General features: G+C 72.8%; 18 protein-coding genes. 9 read left to right on the top strand and 9 right to left on the bottom strand.

What is annotated here, in order from left to right:
* Positions 1–59 precede the first annotated feature (59 nt).
* From NIE111_RS27455 to serS, 5 genes are all read left to right on the top strand, one after another.
* Complete coding sequence (locus NIE111_RS27455; protein ID WP_274531748.1) at positions 60–500, top strand: hypothetical protein; 441 nt, start codon at positions 60–62, stop codon at positions 498–500.
* Complete coding sequence (locus tag NIE111_RS27450) at positions 497–1,645, top strand: alcohol dehydrogenase catalytic domain-containing protein (protein WP_238687195.1); 1,149 nt, start codon at positions 497–499, stop codon at positions 1,643–1,645. Before NIE111_RS27455 ends, NIE111_RS27450 begins: the two co-directional genes overlap by 4 nt.
* 50 nt (positions 1,646–1,695) lie before the next feature.
* The gene (locus NIE111_RS27445; protein ID WP_238687194.1) at positions 1,696–2,892 is read left to right on the top strand and encodes a saccharopine dehydrogenase family protein; all 1,197 of its coding nucleotides are present in this window, start codon (positions 1,696–1,698) and stop codon (positions 2,890–2,892) included.
* Positions 2,893–2,917: 25 nt separating this feature from the next.
* Positions 2,918–4,000, top strand: coding sequence for a DNA polymerase III subunit beta family protein (locus NIE111_RS27440; protein ID WP_238687193.1), 1,083 nt, complete (start codon positions 2,918–2,920; stop codon positions 3,998–4,000).
* A gap of 96 nt (positions 4,001–4,096) precedes the next feature.
* A complete protein-coding gene (serS, locus tag NIE111_RS27435) occupies positions 4,097–5,380 on the top strand; it encodes a serine--tRNA ligase (RefSeq protein WP_238687302.1) in 1,284 nt (427 codons plus the stop codon).
* 30 nt (positions 5,381–5,410) lie between these two features.
* Here the strand turns inward: serS and NIE111_RS27430 are convergent, their stop codons facing one another.
* The 4 genes from NIE111_RS27430 to NIE111_RS27415 are packed head-to-tail and all read right to left on the bottom strand — an operon-like array spanning position 5,411 to position 10,067.
* Positions 5,411–6,289 (bottom strand): cytochrome c biogenesis CcdA family protein, encoded by an 879-nt coding sequence (locus tag NIE111_RS27430; RefSeq protein ID WP_238687192.1) that lies wholly within the window; start codon positions 6,287–6,289, stop codon positions 5,411–5,413.
* On the bottom strand, positions 6,286–6,906 hold the full coding sequence (locus NIE111_RS27425) for a TlpA family protein disulfide reductase (RefSeq protein ID WP_238687191.1): 621 nt from the start codon (positions 6,904–6,906) through the stop codon (positions 6,286–6,288). Before NIE111_RS27425 ends, NIE111_RS27430 begins: the two co-directional genes overlap by 4 nt.
* Before the next feature lie 51 nt (positions 6,907–6,957).
* Complete coding sequence (locus NIE111_RS27420; protein WP_238687190.1) at positions 6,958–8,421, bottom strand: NADH-quinone oxidoreductase subunit NuoF family protein; 1,464 nt, start codon at positions 8,419–8,421, stop codon at positions 6,958–6,960.
* Entirely contained in the window at positions 8,421–10,067 is a 1,647-nt protein-coding gene (locus NIE111_RS27415; protein WP_238687189.1) for a ferric reductase-like transmembrane domain-containing protein, read from the bottom strand. The genes NIE111_RS27420 and NIE111_RS27415 overlap by 1 nt, the downstream gene beginning before the upstream one ends.
* Positions 10,068–10,345: 278 nt before the next feature.
* Here NIE111_RS27415 and NIE111_RS27410 point away from each other — a divergent pair, with 278 nt between their 5' ends.
* Positions 10,346–11,791, top strand: a complete 1,446-nt coding sequence (locus tag NIE111_RS27410; RefSeq protein ID WP_238687188.1) for an alpha-amylase — start codon at positions 10,346–10,348, stop codon at positions 11,789–11,791.
* A 75-nt stretch (positions 11,792–11,866) separates the two neighbouring features.
* Complete coding sequence (locus tag NIE111_RS27405) at positions 11,867–12,778, top strand: L,D-transpeptidase (protein ID WP_238687187.1); 912 nt, start codon at positions 11,867–11,869, stop codon at positions 12,776–12,778.
* Between the two features lie 16 nt (positions 12,779–12,794).
* On the opposite strand, the gene NIE111_RS27400 is transcribed toward NIE111_RS27405, so the two are convergent.
* Genes NIE111_RS27400 through NIE111_RS27385 form a run of 4 tightly spaced genes read right to left on the bottom strand, consistent with a single transcriptional unit; the run spans position 12,795 to position 16,283 of the window.
* Entirely contained in the window at positions 12,795–13,427 is a 633-nt protein-coding gene (locus NIE111_RS27400; protein WP_181539422.1) for a response regulator transcription factor, read from the bottom strand.
* Positions 13,424–14,554, bottom strand: coding sequence for a sensor histidine kinase (locus tag NIE111_RS27395; RefSeq protein WP_238687186.1), 1,131 nt, complete (start codon positions 14,552–14,554; stop codon positions 13,424–13,426). Before NIE111_RS27395 ends, NIE111_RS27400 begins: the two co-directional genes overlap by 4 nt.
* Positions 14,555–14,581: 27 nt before the next feature.
* The gene (locus NIE111_RS27390; protein ID WP_238687185.1) at positions 14,582–15,382 is read right to left on the bottom strand and encodes an ABC transporter permease; all 801 of its coding nucleotides are present in this window, start codon (positions 15,380–15,382) and stop codon (positions 14,582–14,584) included.
* A 1-nt stretch (position 15,383) separates the two neighbouring features.
* Positions 15,384–16,283 carry an ABC transporter ATP-binding protein gene (locus NIE111_RS27385; protein ID WP_238687184.1) on the bottom strand — a complete coding sequence of 300 codons (900 nt, stop codon included), beginning with the start codon at positions 16,281–16,283 and terminating at the stop codon, positions 15,384–15,386.
* A gap of 140 nt (positions 16,284–16,423) precedes the next feature.
* On the opposite strand from NIE111_RS27385, the gene NIE111_RS27380 reads away from it, so the two are divergent.
* Both NIE111_RS27380 and NIE111_RS27375 read left to right on the top strand, forming a co-directional pair.
* The gene (locus NIE111_RS27380) at positions 16,424–17,278 is read left to right on the top strand and encodes an alpha/beta hydrolase (RefSeq protein ID WP_238687183.1); all 855 of its coding nucleotides are present in this window, start codon (positions 16,424–16,426) and stop codon (positions 17,276–17,278) included.
* A gap of 241 nt (positions 17,279–17,519) precedes the next feature.
* Positions 17,520–18,665, top strand: a complete 1,146-nt coding sequence (locus NIE111_RS27375) for a site-2 protease family protein (RefSeq protein WP_238687182.1) — start codon at positions 17,520–17,522, stop codon at positions 18,663–18,665.
* A gap of 101 nt (positions 18,666–18,766) precedes the next feature.
* Here NIE111_RS27375 and bdeA read toward each other — a convergent pair.
* A partial coding sequence (gene bdeA, locus NIE111_RS27370) for a bis(hydroxyethyl) terephthalate hydrolase (protein WP_238687181.1) occupies positions 18,767–19,567 on the bottom strand: 801 nt, incomplete at its 5' end.

Raw genomic sequence — 19,567 nt, 5'->3', positions numbered from 1 at the left:
GCTTCACCCGGGAGCGACAGACGATCGGGGGACGTGAACCGGGAGGACGGGTGGTACCGATGGGACGGCTGGCGCGGGCGGGACCAGCCCTCGGCGGCGTGGTGCTGGCCGGGGCGGCGCGGCTGCTGCGCGTACCCCGTCGGGTTGCCCGACAAGGCGCGGACGGCGACGCAGCCGCGCCGGCCCGGTGGGAGGTGGTGACCGTCGACCGGCCGCCGGAGCAGGTGCTGCCGGAGGGCCGTTGGCCGGAGCCGCTGCGCCGCCTGGACGGGGCGGTCGAGGTGCGGGTGCGCGCGGCGCCCGGCGACCGGGGCACCGAGTTGGCCGCCCGGCCGCTGGCCGGCGTCAGCCCGCCCGCCGGGCTGGCCGCGCATCTGGTCGGCGACGACCCGGGTCTGCTGGTCCGCCGGACCCTGCGCCAGATCAAGCAACGGGTGGAGGCCGGTGAGGTGCTCCGCGCGGACCGGTCCGCGCTGGACCGCCCCGAGGTCCACGGGTGAGAGCGCTGTGTTGGGTGGCCGCCGGCGAACTGGCCGTACGCGAGGTCCCCGACCCGGAGCTGCGCAACGAGCGTGACGTCATCGTTCGGGTCCGGCGCAGCGCCACCTGCGGAGGTGACCTGCCGCTGCTGGCCGGCCGGCACCCGCTGCTGCGACCCGGCGACGTGCTCGGCGCGGAGTTCCTGGGCGAGGTGGTGGAGGTCGGGCCCGGAGTCCGCCGACACCGCGCCGGCGATCGGGTGGTCGTCGGCGCGAGCGTGGCCTGCGGCGGCTGCTGGTACTGCCGCCAGGGCCTGCACTCCTGCTGCGACAACGCCCAGGCCGACCTTCCCAGCGCCGATCCCGACTGGGCCCGCTCCGACGCCGGCTGTTTCGGCCGGCCCCGCGCGGCGGGAGGTTTCGCGGGCGGCCACGCCGAGTACGTGCGGGTGCCGTACGCCGACGTGAGCGCCTTCCGGGTGCCGGACGTCGTCGACGACGACCGGGCGGTGTTCGCCGCCGACGTGGCGCCGACCGGGTGGCTGGCCACCGAGTTGGGTGCGGTACGCCCCGGCGACGTGGTGGCGATCTGGGGCGCCGGTGCGGTGGGTCAGTTGACCGCCCGGGCGGCGGTGCTGCGCGGCGCCGCCCGGGTGCTGGTGGTGGACCGGCACGAGGAGCGGTTGCGGATGGCCGAGCGGCACTCCGACGCCGAGCCGCTCGACTACCGCCGTACCGACGTCGCGGCGGAGCTGCGCGACCGTAGCGGTGGGCGCGGGCCCGACGTGTGCGTGGTGGCGGCCGGCCCGCCGCCGGCCCGGTCGAGGTCGGACCGGTTCGCGGGGCAGCACCCCGACCGACCGGACGCGCTGCGGGAGGCCGTGCACGCGTGTCGCAAGAGCGGCGTGGTGGTGGTGCTCGGCACGGCGGGAGGGTTCGTCGACGCGTTCCCGTTGGGTGCGCTGACCGAGCGGCGACTCACGCTGCGCGGCGCCGGTCGGCCGGATCTGCGGGACGTGCCGATGCTGCTGGACCGGATGGCCCGCGACGAGCTGCGGACCGAACACCTGGCCACCCACCGGCTGCCGTTGGCGCGGGGCCCCGAGGGGTACGCGCTGTTCCGGGACCGGGCCGACGGCTGCGTACGCACCGTGTTCACGCCGTGACCGCCTCCTCGTGATCGCTGATCGGCGACCACGAATGGCAGACTCTGAGGATGACTGGCGAGCGAACGTACGACGTGGTGCTGTTCGGGGCGACCGGGTTCACCGGCGGCCTGACCGCCGAATACCTGGCTCGGCACGCGCCGGCCGAGCTGCGCTGGGCGTTGGCCGGGCGCAACCCGCAGCGCCTCGCCGCCGTACGGGATCGGCTGGCCGCTATCGACCCGAGCCTGGCCGACCTGCCGCTGCTCACCGCCGACGTGACCGACGCCGACTCCCTGCGGGCGGTGGCGGAGAGCGCCCGGGTGGTGGCCAGCACGGTCGGCCCGTACATCCACCACGGGGAGCCGCTGGTCGGGGCCTGCGCCCGGTCCGGCACCGACTACCTGGACATTACCGGCGAGCCGGAGTTCGTCGACCTCATGTACGTGCGTCACCACGCCGAGGCGACACGCACCGGCGCGCGGCTGGTGCACGCCTGCGGCTTCGACTCCATCCCGCACGACCTGGGCGTCTGGTTCACCGTCAAGCAGTTGCCCGCCGACGTCCCGATCACCGTGGACGGGTACGTGCGCGCCGGCGGCCGGTTCTCCGCCGGCACCTACCACTCGGCGCTCACCGCGTTCTCCCGTACCGGGCAGGCCAGCCGGGCCGCCCGAGACCGCCGGGCGGTCGAGCCACGCCCCACCGACCGGCGGGTCCGGGCGGTGCCCGGCCGGCTGGCCCGCTCGGCGGAGCTGGGCATCTGGATCGTGCCGCTGCCGACCATCGACCCGCAGGTGGTCCGCCGCTCGGCCAATGCCCGCCCTGAATACGGCCCGGACTTCCGCTACCGGCACTTCGCCGCGGTGAAGCGGCTGCCCACGGTGCTGGCCGGCGCGGCCGGGCTCGGCGCGCTGATCGGGCTGGTGAAGCTGCCGCCCAGCCGGCGCTGGCTGCTCGGCCGGCTGGCGTCCGGGCAGGGGCCCACCGCGCAGCAGCGGGCCTCGTCCTGGTTCCGGGTCCGGTTCGTCGGCACCGGCGGCGGGCAGCGGGTGGTCACCGAGGTCGCCGGCGGCGACCCCGGCTACGACGAGACGGCGAAGATGCTGGCCGAGTCGGCGCTGTGCCTGGCGCTCGACGAGCTGCCGCCGACCGCCGGCCAGCTCACCCCGGTCGCCGCGATGGGTGACGCGCTGCTCGACCGGCTGGTCCGGGCCGGCCTCACCTTCCGGGTGCTCAAGCAGGAGACGCGGGAGCCCGCGGCTTGACCCTCAACCGGGTCGAGGGGGCAGGATGCCCAGCGTGAGCGACCTGCACAGCATCGGCGAGCTGGCCCGGGCCAGCGGCCTGACCGTCAGCGCACTGCGCTTCTACGACTCGGCGGGGGTGCTGGAGCCGACAGTGGTCGACCCGGTGACCGGCTACCGCTGGTACGCCGAGGGGCAGATCGCCCCGGCCCGGCTGGTGGCCGGGCTGCGTCGGATCGGCATGCCGGTGCCGGAGATCGCCGCAGCGGTGCGCGCCGAGCCGGCGGGGGTGCACCACCTGCTCGACGCGCACCTGCGCCGGCTGGCCGACGGGCTCAGCGACGCCCGCCGCGAGGTCGACCGGCTCCGGGCCCTGGTCGACGCGGCCCCGCCGACCGCCACCACACTTCTGGTCGCCCCCGCCGCCCTGGCCGCCGCGCTCGACGCGGTGCGCTTCGCCGTCGGTGTCGATCCGGAGTTGCCGATGCTCGCCGGTGTGCTGTTCGACGTGGAGTCCGACGGCGTCCGGCTCGTCGCCACCGATCGGTACCGGCTCGCGCTGGCTCGGGCCGGGGCCGACGTCGACGGGCCGCCGGTGCGGGCGTTCGTGCCGGTGGCCCTCGTCGACCAGCTCCGGCCACTGCTCGACACCGCCGACACCTGGCCGGTACGGCTGACAGTGGCGGGCGCGGACCTGCGGGTGCGGGTGGCCGACCGCACGGTGACCGGCGTCGCCCTGCCGTACGACTTCCCGGACTACCACCGGCTGCTGCGCAAGTCCGTCGGTGAGCGGCCGAGCGCGCGCCGGATCCCGGTGGACGTGGCAGCGCTGCGCGCCGAGCTGGCCGACCCGGCGGCCCCCACTGTCGCCCTCGACCACGACGGCACGACCCGGGAGGTGACAGTGCTCGGCGTCGACCACCAGGGCCGGCTGCGGCTGCTTCCCGCCGCCGACCTGGGCACTGACGCGCTGCGGGTCGGGGTGGACGGCGGTTACCTGCTGGACGCGCTGAACGCGGCCGGCGCGCCGCAACTGGTGCTGGAGCTGGATGGGCCGATCGCCCCGCTGGCCGTACGCCGACCGGACGACGCGGACACCTACTCGGTGCTCATGCCGATCCGGCTCTGAGCGGGCGGCCAGCACTCCCCGTCCCGGGACGAAAAGCCCGCGACGGTAGCATCTGGTGGTTCACCTGTGACCCCGGACGGAGGCGTACGGAGCAGCATGCTCGACATGGAGTTGATCCGGAAGGATCGCGAGGCGGTGGCGACCGCGCTGGCGAAGCGTCTGGATCCCGCCGAGGTCACCCGTGCCCTGGACGAGATCCAGCGGCTCGACCAGGAACGCCGCGCCCTGATCACGGAGATCGACGCCGAGCGGCAGCGCCGCAAGGCCGAGGCCCGGGCGTACGCGCAGGCGAAGCGGGCCGGCGAGGAGCCGCAGGCCGCCGCGCCGGAGGCGGAGCGTCAGCAGCTCGCCGAGCTGGAGTCCCAGCTGGACGAGGTGCAGGCCCGGCTGCGCGACGCGATGAGTGAGCTGCCCAACCTGCCCAGCGACGATGTCGTGGCCGGCGGCAAGGAAGCCAACCGGGTGGTGAAGACCTTCGGCGAGCCGCCGGTGATCGAGAAGGTCCGCGACCACGTGGAGCTGAGCCGCGCGTTGGGCCTTGTCGACTACGAGCGCGGGGTCAAGCTCGGTGGGTCCGGTTTCTGGATGTACACCGGGGTCGGTGCCCGGCTGGAGTGGGCGCTGCTCAACTACTTCGTCGACCAGCACATCAAGGCCGGCTACGAGTTCCTGCTTCCGCCGCACCTGCTGCTGGACTCGGCCGGCTTCGCCGCCGGGCAGTTCCCCAAGTTCTACGACGACGTCTACCACCTGGACTCGGCGTCCGCCCCGCGTGGCCAGTTCCTGCTGCCCACGTCGGAGACGGCGATCCTCGGCGCGTACCAGGACGAGATCCTGGAGACCCCGAAGCTGCCGCTGAAGGCGTTCGCGTACACCCCGTGCTACCGGCGGGAGTCGGCCGGTTCGCACTCGGACGAGCGCGGCACGGTGCGGGGGCACCAGTTCAACAAGGTGGAGATCTTCCAGTTCACCCTGCCGGAGCAGGCCGACGCGGCGCTGGAGGAGATGCTCGCCCACGCCGAGAGCCTGGTCGAAGGGCTGGGTCTGCACTACCAGCGCACGTTGCTCTCGGCCGGTGACGCCAGCGCCTCGATGAAGAAGACCCTCGACATCGAGGTGTGGATGCCGAGCACCGGCAAGTACAAGGAGGTGTCGTCGGTCTCCTGGGCCGGCGACTACCAGGCTCGTCGGGCGGCCATCCGTTACCGCGAGCCGGGCGGCAAGCAGACCCGCTTCGTGCACACCCTCAACGGGTCGGCGCTGGCCACCAGCCGGCTTTTCCCGGCCATCCTGGAGCAGTACCAGCAGGCCGACGGCAGCGTCCTGGTCCCCAAGGTCCTCCAAGATCGCCTAAACACCGACCGCCTAACCCCCCGCTAACCCCGCCCGTTCCCGGCGTTGATCATGAAGTTATTGCCCCTCGCCTCGGCGTGTCAGGGCAATAACTTCATGATCGACAGGGTTGGCGCGGGGGCGCCTCACCAGGGCTGCGGTGAGGAGGAGTGCCGCTAGGGCGGCTCCGAGCAGTGCCGGGCCGATGACGTCCAGGGTGGTGGCCAGGGTTTGTTGTAGGTGGGACGCCGCTTGGATTACCGGGTCTTTGAGGGCGTCGCGGCGGCCGGCTGCCAGCCGTAGCTCGTACCAGCCGTACCAGGCGACGTATCCGCCGGTGAGCAGCAGCACCAGGCCACTGAGGCGGGGCACCAGCGCGCCGGCGACGCGCAGCCGGGCCACCAGGCCGTCGCGCAGCAGCGCCACGCCGAGCGCGGCGACCGCGACCACCAGCCCCATCCCGAGGGCGTACGCGCCGAACAGCGCCAACCCCTGAGCGGTCGAGCCGGCCTGGAGGCTGGTCACCACGATGGCCAGGAACGGCGCGATGGCGCAGCCGAGCGACGCCAGCGCGTACGCCGCGCCGAACAGCGCCATCGAGGGCCAGGACCGGGTCAGCCGAGGCGCCCGGGCGGACCAGCCGGGGGCGGGCAGCCGCCGACCGGCGAGCAACCAGCAGCCGGCCACCAGCAGCAGCACGCCGAGCGCCACCGTCAGCCACGGCAGCCGGGGCCGCAGCCAGCCGGCCAGCGGCGCGAGCGCCAGGCCGAACGCGCCGAACACCAGCACGTACCCCACTGTCAGCCCGGCCGCCGCGGTGAGCGCGCGGCCGACCGCGCCGCGGGTGTCCGACCCGGCGACCAACAGCGAGAGGTACGCGGGCAGCAACGCGAAGCCGCACGGGTTGACCGCGCCGAGCATGCCGGCGGTCAGCGCGAGCAGCAGTGTGGCGGTCACGCCCCGGCCAGTGCGGCGACCTTGGCGGTGAGCGCCTCACCGTCGAGGAAGCCGTGGTGGACGACAGTGCCGTTCCGGTCGATGATCACGAAGATGCTCTGCTCGGTCACCTTGAACCGCTTCCAGAGCGCGCCAGTGGTGTCCTCGATCTGCGGCGTCGCGCCGAGGTCGAACTCGGTGACGAACTCCTTCATGGCCTTCCGCTCGCCCAGCCCGGCGACGCCGACGATTGGCACGGTGTCCCGGTACCGGGGTTCGATCTCGGCCACGGTCCAGGCCTGGCTGGCACAGGTGGCGCACCACGGCGCCCAGAACCACAGCACCACCGGTTTGCCGGCGAGTCGTGCCGCGTCGAACGCGGCACCACCGAGGGTGGTCCCGGTGAAGCGCAGCACGTCCGGGACCTGCGCCGCGGGTGATCCGCTGGCCGGGGTGGGCGCGGCGTCGGCCGGCGTGGGCGGGGTGCCGGTCGAGGCCGGGGCCGATCCGGCGGCGGCGGGCCCACCCGGCGCAGTGCCGGTACAGGCGGCAACGCCGAACAGCGCCACCACGAGCGCTCCGGCGGTGGCGGCACGGCGAAGCCGCCCGGCCCCTGTCCACGCCCTGCTGATCCGCATCCGCTTCTCCGTTCCGGTCCGGAAGGGACCCCTGCTGGGCCTGAGGCTTCGCTATTCGGCCTTGGCGAGTCGGAGGGCCAACTCCGGGCAGACCTTGACCGCCTTCAGCGCGCCCTCGCGCAGCCAGGTCGGCACGGGGGTGGCCGGGAAGGCGGGATATCCGTTCGCGTCGAGCCGGATGAAGTCCGGTACGACGTGCGCGCAGAGGCCGTGCCCGTCGCAGCGGGACCAGTCCAGTGTGAGCTTCTGCGGGTTCGCGTCGGGTGCGCCCGGCAGCCCCATCACGCCCTTGACCCGTCGGCCACAGCCGTCGCCGGTGCTGTGCAGTCGCAGGTCCTCGGCGAAGACCTCGATCGCGGAGAGCGCGAAGCGGGCGGTGCCGTCCGGGTGGCTGCACGCGCCCCGGCCCTTCACCTCGCCGGCGGCGGCGCGCACCACGTCCGCCGGTTGGCTGCCGGCGACGGCCAGGTCCACGGCGCGGGCCAGGTCCGGCAGGCCCATCTTGCACGGCCCGCACTGGCCGGCGGACTCGCCGGCCAGGTAGCGCACCACCTGGGCGGCCTCACCGAGCGGGCAGGTGTCGACACCGAGCGGGATGATGATGCCCGCCCCGAGGGTGCCGCCGACAGCGGCCAGGCCCTTGCGGGAGACCTCGGCCGTCTCCGCCGCCTCCGGGGTGATCCACTTGCCGTGGTAGCCGCCCATCAGGATGCCCTGGGTGGCTGGCACCTCGCACAGGTCGAGGACGTCGCGCAGCGGCATGCCGGCGGTGCACTCCACCACCGCCGGTCGGCCCGCCGCGCCGGTCACGGTGAGCAGCACGGTGCCCGGCTCGTCGTCGGTGCCGAGCGCCGCATACTCGTACGGGCCCAGTCGGGCGCCGATGGCGAGCTGGGCGTACGTCTCGGCGTTGGACAGCAGGGTGGGCAGGCCGCTGACCCCGGAGTCGCTGGAGCGCTTCTTGGTGCCCGGCGGGATGTGCGGCAGCCCGTTGATCCCGTTGACCAGTGCGCCGCCCTCGCCGGAGATGAACCGGTGCGGCACTGTGACGATCGTCGTCTGCACCGGCATCCGGCGCTCTTCGAGCGCTTCCATCAGCGAGTCCCGGCCGACCCCGTCGTCCGCCACGCCGATCACGATCTCGTCGGCGTCCAGCGCGTACGCGGCCAGCGCCGCCCCGTCCAGGACCAGGTGCGGGGCGCGGGTCAGCAGCACCTTGTCCTTCCAGCTGGCCGGTTCCCCCTCGGTGGCGTTGACGACCACCACGGCGGCGAGGTCCTGCCGCTCGCAGGACTCCAGCACCGCGCGCAGTTTGCGGGCGAATGGGAAACCCGCTCCGCCCTTGCCCTTGAGCTGCATGCCCTCGGCGAGTTGGAGCAGCTGCGCCGGCTCCATCGGGCCGATCGGTCCGTGCACCTCCTCGTGCGCGAGCAGGTCGAGTCGGCCGTACTCGGCGAAACCGGCGGTGAGCCGCGGTTCGCCGACGCAGGCGACCGGTGGCACGGCGGTGCGCATCACTTCGCCTCACCCCGCAGCCCGGCCCAGTACGCCCCGTCCACAGCGTCGGCGCTGGCCTTGCGGCGCTTGGACTTGCCCTCGCCGGCTGCCCGTCGAGCACGGCGGGACGCCAGGTCGACAAGGGTCGGGGTGTCGTCGACGGGCGGCGCCACCTCGTCCGGCACGTACCGGGCCGGCGGGCGCCAGTAGTCCGGCTCCTCGGGCAGGTCGTCATCGGCGCTGTGCCGGCCGCTGCCGCTGCGCGGCGCCGACGAGATCGGGCTGCTGGAGACCGGGCCGGCGGAGATCGGCTCCACGGAGATCGGGCCGGCGGAGATGGGGTCGTCGGCCTGCCACCGGCGTGGGCTGTCCCACGGCTCCTCGGGCTCGGCGAGGGTCGGCTGCGGCGGCGCCGAGTAACGGCTGCCGTCGTCCTCGTCGCGGGACCGGCGACGGGACCGCTCAGAGGTGACCTCGTCGGCGCGTCGCCGGCCGGTCGGTACGTCCTCGTCCCGGGTGCGGGAGGCGCGTCGCCGGCTCACCGGCTCCAACTCCTCCTCGTCGCGTCGGAACGTGCCGGTGTCCTCCACGCTGCGGCGGGCCGATCGGCTGGTGGTGGTCTCCTCGGTCCGCCGGCTGCGCGAGGACCGTTCGGTGTCGCGGCGGGCCGCCGGCTCCTCCTCCCGCCGACGTCGGCTCGGCCGGGTCGGCTCGACGAGAGAACCGGGCTCGGGCACCACCGGGACGGTGAACCGTTCGGGGTCACGTCGCGCGGCCGGCGGGGCCCAGGTGGCGGTGGTGGTCTCCGCCCAGGCGGGACGCTTGTCGGCGGCCTTGCTGCGCCGACCCAACCCGGCCAGCAGCGATCGGGCGGTCTTCGCCTCCTCGGCCCGGCCTGCCATCACCGCGTTGCGGACCGCTGCCTGGTGCTGCTCGCGGCTGCGCCGACCGATGGTGACCGAGAACCGGACCAGCAGGGCCAGCACCACCAGCAGGATGCAGCCGAGGTAGCTGAACAACACCCAGGGCGCTGCGGCCCGACCGGCGTTGAGGCCGTGAAAGACAGCGAACGGCCAGGCCAGGTACGCGGTGGAGTGCAGCGTGCGCCACAGCCACTTCGGACCGACGCCGGCGAAGCGGGCCCTGATGATGCCGGTCCAGATCACGCTGACCATCAGCAGCGCGGCCACGGTGCCGAGCCCGACGTAGAGCCCCCGGCCGCCGACGAACGGCACCAGCGCGTCGGTCGCCGCCGCCCGCCCGGTGGCGATCTTGGTGAGGACGTGGAAGCCGAGCCCGGCCACGCCCAGCACCCCGGTGGCCCGGTGCGCCGACTGCATCAACACCCGGTGCGAGATGCGCAGCACCAGCCGGTCGGTGGCGAGCAGGCCCAGCATCACGGTGAGGCTCAACGCCACCAGGGAGACCACCCCGGCGAAGAACTCGGTGAAGAAGAAGCCGTACGCGTACGCCGTCTGACCGACGCCGGTCAGCATGATCGCCGCCCAGAGCGCGGCGAGCACCGACGCGATCAGCAGTGCGCTCGCCGACCGCGACGGGGTACGCACCCCCCGACTGCTGGCGCTGGTCCGGACCGTCGCCGCCTTCTTGTCCTGCTGTGCCCGGGCCATCTGCTCCTCGATCGTCTCGCGGCGGCGTACCACCGGCCGACCCCTGCTCCCCCATCCAGTACGGACCGGCGGGGCGCGCGGATCACCCGCCGACGGAAATTTCTGGGCCGAAATCGAACCGAGGGGCGCGGCCGTGCGTTGTACCCGCTCCCACCCACCGATCTGGACAGCGACGAACGTCCATGCGTTGACAGTCGCTGCAACACGCTTGTAACCTTTCAGCAAATTTCAGCCAAGCTTGCAAGATTTCGGCAAGCAGGCACTCCCCCACCGCACCACCACCCCCGCTCCCGCTCCCGTCAGGAGTCCCCATGCACCGACGTCGACGCGGCTCGGCGCTCCTCGCCCTCGGCCTGATCGCCAGCCTGCTCGTTCCCACCGCAGTGACGGCACCCCCGGCCGTCGCCGCCCCGTCCGGCGGCAAGAAGGTCATCGTCCAGCTCTTCGAGTGGAACTGGCCCTCGGTGGCCAGCGAGTGCCAGAGCACCCTCGGCCCCAAGGGCTACGGCTTCGTTCAGGTCTCACCCCCGCAGGAGCACGTGCGGGGCAACCAGTGGTGGCTGGCGTACCAGCCGGTCAGCTATCGGATCGAGTCCCGTAAGGGCACCCGGGCCCAGTTCCAGTCGATGGTGAACACCTGCCACGCGGCCGGGGTCAAGGTGATCGTCGACGCGGTGATCAACCACATGTCCGGTCAGGACAACGGCGGCACCGGCTGGGCCGGCTCGTCCTACTCGCACTACGACTACCCGGGCATCTACCAGACCCAGGACTTCCACCACTGCGGGCGCAACGGCGGCGACGACATCGCCAACTACAACGACCGGCACGAGGTGCAGAACTGCGAGCTGGTCAACCTGTCGGACCTGAAGACCGAATCGGACTACGTCCGCACGAAGATCGCCTCGTACCTCAACGACCTGCTCTCGCTCGGCGTCGACGGCTTCCGGATGGACGCCAGCAAGCACATGCCGGCCGCCGACATCGCCGCCATCAGGGGCAAGCTGTCCCGCTCCGCGTACATCGTGCAGGAGGTCATCCACGGCGCCGGCGAGCCGGTGCAGCCGACCGAGTACACAGGCAACGGTGACGTGCACGAGTTCCGCTACGGCAAGGACCTGGCCCGGGTGTTCCGCTCCGAGCGGTTGGCGTACCTGCGCAACTTCGGTGAGGGCTGGGGGCACCTGCCCACCGGCCCGGCCTCGGTGTTCGTCGACAACCACGACACCCAACGCGACTCCGGTGGGGTGCTGACCTACCGCGACCGGGGCATCTACGCGCTGGCGAACGCCTTCATGCTGGCCTGGCCGTACGGCTCCCCGACCGTCATGTCCAGCTACACCTTCAGCAACCGGGACGCCGGCCCACCGTCGGACGGCGCCAACAAGACGCTCAACACCACCTGCTACTCCGGCTGGGAGTGCGAACACCGCTGGCCGGTGATCGCCAACATGGTCGGCTTCCGCAACGCCACCGAGGGCGCCGGCGTGGCCAACTGGTACGACAACGGCAACAACCACATCGCGTTCAGCCGCAGCGGCAAGGGCTTCCTCACCGTCAACGACGAGGACGCCGCTGTGAACGGCCGCTCCTACTACACGGGGCTGCCCGCCGGTCGATACTGCGACGTCGTCCACGGCACCTACGCGGGCGGCACGTGTAGCGGACCGGTGATCACGGTGGACGGTAGCGGCTGGTTCGCGGCGAACGTGCCGGCGCACGACGCAGTGGCCATCCACATCGGCGCGCGAATCTGATTCGACAGGGGCCTCCGGACGGCGGGTCTCGCCGAACCGGGGGCCCCGAAGCATCAGCCACCATAGAGTGGTTTCGTGCCGTTTGACCGAAAGACTCCGTACCGTCGTCGCGGCGTCTGGGTGGCCGCCGCGATCGGCGTACCCGCGCTGCTGGTGACCGCGCTGCTGGTCGGCCAGGCCCTCACCCCCAGCTCGACGGCCCCGGACGACCGCAACGTGGTGGTAGCCGACCCGACTCCGAGCAGTGTGGACCAGAGCCCGGAGGAGTCGATCCCCCCGGCCGCGCCCGCCCCGGACGGGCTGCCGGTGGTCGACTACGACCCCGCGCCCGGAGGGTTCCCCGCCGACCCGGACACCATGGACGTCACACCGCTGACCGACGGCGTGCACCCGACCAGACGGATCGCCGCGTACGACGCGCCCGGCGGTCGGCCGCGCGCCTTCCTCGAACCGACCATCCGCGGTGTCGAGCTGACAATGCCGATCGCCCAGCGGCGCGCCGGCTGGACGGCCGTCCTGCTGCCCTCGGCCAACCGCCAGCTCGCCTGGCTGCCGCCCGGCGGGTTCGAGACGGTGCCGCTGCGCGACCAGATCGTCGTGGAACGCAAGGTCCACCGGCTCACCTGGTACCGGGCCGGCAAGGCGGTACGCACCTGGGAGGTCAGCCTCGGCCAGTCGGGCCAGGAGACTCCACTGGGGCGGACCTTCATCCTGGGCCGCACCCCACCGCCGGAGGAGGTCTACGGCGGGGTGGACATCTACGCCCTCGGTTCGGTGCCCGACGACCCGGAGTCGGTGCCGTCCGGGCTGCGCGGCGCGCACATCGGGGTGCACACCTGGCACCATGACGGCGAGCTGGGCGAGAACACCACAAACGGCTGTATCCGGCTGACCCGCAGCGGTCAGCGGGAACTGCTCGCCGAGGTCCGTCCCGGCAGCAGCGTCGTCGTGGTCGACGAACTGGCCGCCCCGCCGCCGACCGCCTGACCGCCGGCCGGCAGCGTCACTCGCCGAGCAGCCAGCCGTTCTGCTCGGCGACCCGGATCGCGTCGGCCCGGTTGCGGGCACCGGTCTTACCGATCGCCGCGGACAGGTGGTTGCGTACCGTCCCCTCGGAGAGGTGCAACGCCCTGGCCAGGTCGGCGGCGCTGCCACCGCCCCGCGCTGTCCGCAGCACCTCGGTCTCCCGCTCGGTCAGCGGGCTGACCCCGGCGGCCAGCGTCTCCGCGGCCAAGGTCGGGTCGACCACCCGCAGGCCGGCGTGCACCCGGCGGACCGCGTCGGCGAGCTGCCGGGCCGGGGTGTCCTTGACGACGAAACCGCTCGCACCGGCCTCCATCGCCCGGCGCAGGTAGCCGGGTCGACCGAAGGTGGTCACCACCAGCACCCGACAGGTCGGCAGCGCGGCCCGCAACGCCGCGGTGGCGGCGATCCCGTCCAGGCCGGGCATCTCCACGTCCAGCAGGGCGACGTCGGGAGCGCTGCGTCGAGCCTCGGGCACCACCTCGTCGCCCCGGCCGACCTCGGCGACCACCGTCAGGTCCTCCTCCAGCGAGAGCAGGGCGGCCAGCGCGCCCCGGACCAGCGCCTGGTCGTCGGCGAGCAACAGCCGGATCGGCGTGGACCCGCCGCTCACCGGGCCTCCTCCGGCGCGTGCACCCGCAGCAGAAAGCCGTCACCCGCCGGCCGACGGCCGACCGTCACCACCGCGTCCAGCCGCCGCGCCCGCTCCCGCAGGCCCACCAGCCCGTGCCCGCTCGGGTCGGGAGTGGACGGGCCACGGCCGTCGTCACTGATCTCGACCCGATCCGGGTGGACCCTGATCACGCAGCACCGCGCCCCGCTGTGCCGGACCACGTTCGTCACCCCTTCCCGTACCGCCCAGCCGAACAACCGGTCCCACTCCTCCGGCAGATCCGGCACCTCGGCCGACACGTCCGCCGCTATGCCCGCCGCGGCCAGCGCGGAGCGTGCGCCGGCCAACTCCGCGGCGAGACTGACCTCGCGGTACGCCCCGACCGTCTGTCGTACGTCGGCCAGCGCGGCCCGGGCCAGCGCCTCCACCTCGGCGATCTCGGCGGCGGCCCGCTCCCGGTCGACCTCGATCAGACGCCCGGCCAACTCGGCCTTGATCGCCACCACTGTCAGCGAGTGCCCGAGGATGTCGTGCAGGTCGCGGGCGGCGCGGGACCGCTCCTCGGCGACCGCGAGCCGACCGATCTCCTGTTGGGCGGCGCGGAGTTCGCTGTTGCGCTGGGCCAGCCGGGACACCCCGAACATGGCGAACGAGGCGAGCAGCACCGCGAAGACGATGCCGTTCTCCGCCTCCCACCCCGGCACCAGCCAGGAGGCCAGCACGGGGGTCACCGCGCAGAGCACCACGGCGGCCAGCGCCTCCCACGGCGGCAGCAGGAACACCGCCGCCGCGGCCACGTAGACCAGGGTGGCCAGCCAGTCCCCTTCGGTGCCCGGAAGGCTGGCCAGGCCCACCGCGAGCAGCAGCGCCAGCCCGACCCGCGCCCGGCCCGTCGGAATCGGCAGCATTGACTGGCGCAGCTTGCGGGCCCACTGGAACAGCAGCACGTAACCGATGCCGAAGACGACCAGGGCCACCACACCGAGGACCCGCCGCCACGGCTCCGGCTGGTGCAGCGCGGTGGCGAGCGGCACGTTGAGGAAGAACAGCCAGACGGCGGCCAGCAGCCAGCCGGTGACCCGCCAGTGGCGGCTCACCGGCCAGGGCTGCCCGGTCGAGAGGTCCATCGGGTTCACGCTAGCTGTCGCTGCCGGTCAGACCCGCGCGGTGTCCCGGCGGAACAGCCGGGCCGCGCCGACGCCGAAGAGCAACGCCCAGACGACGAGGTTCGCCACCGCCGCCATGCTCACCCCGTCGCCGGTCAGTGGGGCGCGGGCCAACACGCCCATGCCGTACACCGGGGTGAACGTCGCGACCTGCTGGAGCACGTCCGGCAGCACCTCGACCGGGACGAACAGCCCACCGAACATGGCCAGCACGGCCAGGACGGGGCCGATGATCTGCATGACGTTCTCGGCCGGCGCCAGGTAGCCGATGAAGAGACCGAACGCGGCGAAGACCAGCGAGCCGACCCAGGCGGCGAGCCCGGACAGCAACCAGACGTACGCCGGGACGCGGACGCCGGCCACGGCGCCCACCAGGAACTCGATGACCACAGCGAGCAGACCGAGACTCATCGCGGTGATCAGCTTGGTCGCCACGTACGCCGCCGGGCGCAGCGGGGTGAGCCGCAGTTGCCGGCTCCAGCCCAACGCCCGCTCGGTGGCCACCGCGCCACCGACGCTGGTGGTGGCCACCATCGCCGCGTAGACGGCCAAGCTGATCATCACGTACGCCGTCACCGGCCGACCGTTGTCCAGTGACTGCCCGCCCTGCGGCAGGCCGAAGATGAGGAAGAAGACGCCCGGCATGATCAGCGTGAAGGCGAGGGTGCGGCGGTTTCGCAGCACCCGGCGCAGCTCGATGCCCAGGGCGCCGGGAGCGAACCCGCCCAACGCGGGCAACCGACGGTCCGGCTCGGTGACAGCGGCGCGGGTGGGGGTGGAGGTGGTCATCTCAGGCTCCGCTCTGCGCTGTGGTCAGGGCGAGGAAGGCGTCCTCGAGGTTGCGGGAGGTGATCTCGACATCCCGGGCTGCCGTCCGGGTCAGCAGGTGCCGGGCGACGGCGTCGGAGTCGCCGGTCCGCACCAGCACGCTGTCGCCGCGCACCTCCACGGCGTCCACGCCGGGCAGGGCGGCGAGCGCGGCCTGGTCGGCGCCGGGCAGGGTGGCCCGCACGGTACGGCCGGCGGCCAGGTTCTTGATCTCCGCGGTGGTGCCGTCGGCGACGATGCGCCCCTGCCGGACCAGCACGATCCGGTCGGCGTACGCGTCCGCCTCGTCGAGGTAGTGGGTGGCGAAGATGACGGTCCGTCCGCGCCGGGCGTCACGGCGCAGGGCCTGCCAGAAGTCCCGCCGACCCTCGACGTCCATGCCGGTGGTCGGCTCGTCGAGCACCATCAGGTCCGGGTCGGGCAGCAGGGCCAGCGCGAAGCGCAGTCGTTGCTGCTGACCGCCCGAGCAGCGCCCGACCACCCGGTCGGCGATGTCGGTGATACCGGCCCGCTCCAGCACCTCCGCCGCCGGGCGGGTGTGCCGGTAGAAGTGGGCCGTCATCCGTACCGTCTCGCCCACTGTGAGGTCCTTGAGCAGCCCGCCGGTCTGGAGTACGGCGGCGACCCGACCTCGGGCCACCGCGTCGTCAGGGGTGCCGCCGAGGACACGGACGGTGCCCGTGTCCGGACGGGACAGCCCGAGCAGCATGTCGATGGTGGTGGTCTTGCCCGCGCCGTTCGGGCCGAGGAACGCCACCACCTCGCCGGGCTGCACCCGTAGGCTCAACCCGTCGACAGCGGTGACCGCGCCGAAGCTCTTGGTGAGGCCGTCCAACTCGACAGCCGGATGCGTACTGGTCATGCCACTGATGCTCCGGTGGGGCGTACCCCGGTGCCCGGAGCGGTCGTCACGCCCCGACCGTGACATTTGTCAGGGCGGCCGGATTCCGGACGGGCACAGCGGGTAACCGCCGGGCCGAGCCGCGACACCGGGAGGACGCGATGGGTGCCACGCCGCAGGGTCAGGTCGACACGGTCGTGCTGATCCACGGGCTCTGGATGACGCCGCGTAGCTGGGAGGGGTGGGCCCGGCGGTACACCGAGCGCGGCATGCACGTCATCGCCCCCGCCTGGCCCGGAATGGACCGGTCAGTGGAGGAGTTGCGCGACGATCCCGGCCCGATCGCCGAGCAGAGCATGGCGACGATCGTGGCGCACTACGACCGGATCATCCGGGCGCTGCCCCGACCGCCGATCATCATGGGGCACTCGTTCGGCGGCCTGTTCGCCCAGGTCCTCGCCGACCGGGGTCTCGGCGCGGCGGTGGTGGGGGTGCACCCCGCTGCGGTGAAGGGCGTGCTCAAGGTGCCGCTGAGTCAGCTCCGCTCGGGCTTTCCGATCCTGCGCAGCCCCGCCAACCGGGGCAAGGCCGTCCCGTTCACCCCTGACGACTTCGCCTACACCTTCGGCAACACGATGAGCCGTGAGGACTCCGACCGGGCCTGGCGGCGCTACGCCGTCCCCGGCGCCGGTCGGGTCTTCTTCGAGGGCGCGTTCGCCAACCTCGACCCGCGCTCGCCGGCCCGGGTCGACGTCGGTCGCAACGACAGGGCGCCGCTGCTGCTGATGGCCGGCGAGGTCGACCACGTGGTGCCGGCGTCGGTGGTCCGCGCCAACGCCGGGCTCTACCAGAAGTCCCGGGCCCTCACCGCGTACGAGCAGTTCGCCGGCCGATCACACTTCACCGTCGGCCAGGACGGCTGGGAGAAGATCGCCGACTACGCGCTGGACTGGGCGCTGCGCGCGGCGGCCCTGCCCCGCGAGATGACCATCGCCAGCGAAACCCCCCGCCGCTGACCGGAGGTCGGTTCGGAGGTCGGCCGGCCCCTGGTCGGGGCCACCCACCACCTCAGCCGGCCGCCGCACGACCACCTCGGCGCACTGGGTGCGGGGCCGAGTGGCCAGGTCGATCGAAGGCGGTATACCTCGGGGGCATTTTTATGACTCAGAGGTATACCGCTCACCGGGACATCCGGCGACACGGGTCCAGCTTGGGTCAGGTGGGCATGCCCCCGGTCTGGCGGGGTATCTCGGTGGGATGAGGGCCAGTTTCCGGCTTGGCCGGGTCGCGGGAGTGCCGGTCGGCGTCAACTGGAGCGTGCTGGTCATCTTCGCGTTGATCGCGTGGGGGTTGGCCGCGAACCAGTTCCCCCGTTCGTACCCCGACCGCTCGTCGGTGGCGTACCTGATCGCAGGGCTGGCCGCGGCGGTGGTCTTCTTCGTCGGCCTGCTCGCCCACGAGGTGTCGCACGCGGTGGTGGCCAAGCGCAACGGGCTGGAGGTCGACGGCATCACGCTGTGGCTGTTCGGCGGCGTCGCCGAGTTGCGGGGCGAGCCGCGCGACCCGGGCGCGGAGCTGCGGATCGCGGGCGTCGGCCCGCTGGTCAGCCTGCTGATCGGGGCGTTCTTCGGTGCCATCGCGGCGCTGCTCGCACTGGCCGGGCAGGGCGGGCTGCTGTTCGGGGCGGTGGCCTGGCTGGCGGGGATCAACGTGCTGCTGGCCGTCTTCAACGTGCTGCCGGCCGCGCCCCTGGACGGTGGCCGGTTGCTGCGCGCCGCGGTCTGGAAGGCCACCGGTGACCGGACCCGCGCGTCGGTGGTCGCCGCCCGGGCCGGCTGGGTGCTTGGTGTGCTGCTGATCGGCCTGGGGTTGTGGCAGTTCCTGTCCGGTGTCGGTTTCGGCGGGCTCTGGCTGGTGCTGATCGGCTGGTTCCTGATCGGAGCGGCCGGCATGGAGGAGCGGCAGGCCCGCACCGGCACCGCGCTGCGCGGGATTCGAGTGGGCGATGTGATGACCCCACAGCCGCAGACCGCCTCGGCGCAGATGACTGTGGCCGACTTCGTCGACAACTACCTGTTCGCGTACCGGCATTCGGCGCTGCCGCTGACCGAGGACGGCCGGCCGACCGGCCTGGTCACCGTCGACCGGGTGCGGGGCGTGCCGCCGGAGCGGCGGGCGTCGACCACGCTGGCCGAGGTGGCCTGTCGAGCCGACGAGCTGGTGTTGGCCCAGCCCGGTGAACAGCTCAACGACCTGCTCCCCCGGCTCAGTGAGTGCGCCGACGGCCGAGCCCTGGTGGTGACCGAGGACGGCCACCTGACCGGCATAGTCTCCCCCAGCGACATCAGCCGCGCCGTCCAACGCAGCACCCTCCGCACCCCCACCCCCTCCCCCTCCCGGTGACCCACACCCACACCCCCACCCCTCCCGGTGATCATGAAGTTATTGCGCCGACACGCCGCGCCGGGTGGCAATAACTTCATGATCAACCAAGGTAAGGGGGGTTAGGAGTGGGGGCAGGTGTTTCGGTACTCCTGGATGGTCGACGAGGCGGGGGGTGGGGGGCAGAGGAACTGGTCGTAGCGGGTGTCGTCGTCCACGAAGCGCTTCAGCCAGGAGATGCTGTACTTGGCGACCGTCACGTTCGTCGAGGTGGGCGCGGAGTGGCTGGCGTTGTTGAGTTCCAGGTACGCCTTGTCCAGCGTGGACGGCAGGCTGGTGTAGAAGGGCTCGGAGTGCGACGAGACCGGCGCCACCGAGTCGTTCTCCGCGCCGACCACAAGCGTCGGCACCCGTACGCCGGACCAGTTCTTGACGGTGTGCCAGCCGGTCAGCGGGATCGCGGCCTGAAGCTGCGGTCGTGAGTTCGCTGCCGAGAGGCTGCCGCCGCCGCCCATCGAGTGCCCCATCACGGCGAGCCGGTTGCGGTCGATCCGGGTACGCACGCCGCTGGTGTTGGTGAGGTAGTCCAGGGCTGCGAGCAGTTGCGTGCCCCGGCTGGCCGGCTGGTCGTAACGGGACAACGTGTCGATCGTGATCACCACGAAGCCCTGCGAGGCGAGGCGCGGCCCCAGCCAGGCCACGCTTGACTGGGTGGCGGTGTAGCCGGGTGAGATCGCCACAGCGCCGAAGGTGCCCTCGGCGGTGCTGGTCGGGTAGTAGATCGTTCCGCCCCGGAATCCGCTGACGCTGGAGGCGGCGACGGTGCTCTGGGCGATGGCGAACGCGCCTCGACTGGCCTCGATGCTGGCCACTGTGGGGGCCGGGCCGCGCTCGTACGGGCTGGCGGCGGCGTGGGCGGCGGG

The sequence above is a fragment of the Micromonospora hortensis genome (assembly GCF_022230935.1).
GTDB classification, from domain to species: Bacteria; Actinomycetota; Actinomycetes; order Mycobacteriales; family Micromonosporaceae; genus Micromonospora; species Micromonospora hortensis.
This window is presented reverse-complemented; position numbering and strand designations above follow the sequence as displayed.

Bases quoted from the DNA above. Each gene is read 5' to 3' on its own strand.
- NIE111_RS27455 (WP_274531748.1), top strand. From the start codon at position 60: ATGGGACGGCTGGCGCGGGCGGGACCAGCCCTCGGCGGCGTGGTGCTG.
- NIE111_RS27445 (WP_238687194.1), top strand. From the start codon at position 1,696: ATGACTGGCGAGCGAACGTACGACGTGGTGCTGTTCGGGGCGACCGGG.
- NIE111_RS27440 (WP_238687193.1), top strand. From the start codon at position 2,918: ATGCCCAGCGTGAGCGACCTGCACAGCATCGGCGAGCTGGCCCGGGCC.
- serS (WP_238687302.1), top strand. From the start codon at position 4,097: ATGCTCGACATGGAGTTGATCCGGAAGGATCGCGAGGCGGTGGCGACC.
- NIE111_RS27425 (WP_238687191.1), bottom strand. From the start codon at position 6,906: ATGCGGATCAGCAGGGCGTGGACAGGGGCCGGGCGGCTTCGCCGTGCC.
- NIE111_RS27420 (WP_238687190.1), bottom strand. From the start codon at position 8,421: ATGCGCACCGCCGTGCCACCGGTCGCCTGCGTCGGCGAACCGCGGCTC.
- NIE111_RS27410 (WP_238687188.1), top strand. From the start codon at position 10,346: ATGCACCGACGTCGACGCGGCTCGGCGCTCCTCGCCCTCGGCCTGATC.
- NIE111_RS27395 (WP_238687186.1), bottom strand. From the start codon at position 14,554: ATGGACCTCTCGACCGGGCAGCCCTGGCCGGTGAGCCGCCACTGGCGG.
- NIE111_RS27390 (WP_238687185.1), bottom strand. From the start codon at position 15,382: ATGACCACCTCCACCCCCACCCGCGCCGCTGTCACCGAGCCGGACCGT.
- NIE111_RS27385 (WP_238687184.1), bottom strand. From the start codon at position 16,283: ATGACCAGTACGCATCCGGCTGTCGAGTTGGACGGCCTCACCAAGAGC.
- NIE111_RS27380 (WP_238687183.1), top strand. From the start codon at position 16,424: ATGGGTGCCACGCCGCAGGGTCAGGTCGACACGGTCGTGCTGATCCAC.
- NIE111_RS27375 (WP_238687182.1), top strand. From the start codon at position 17,520: ATGAGGGCCAGTTTCCGGCTTGGCCGGGTCGCGGGAGTGCCGGTCGGC.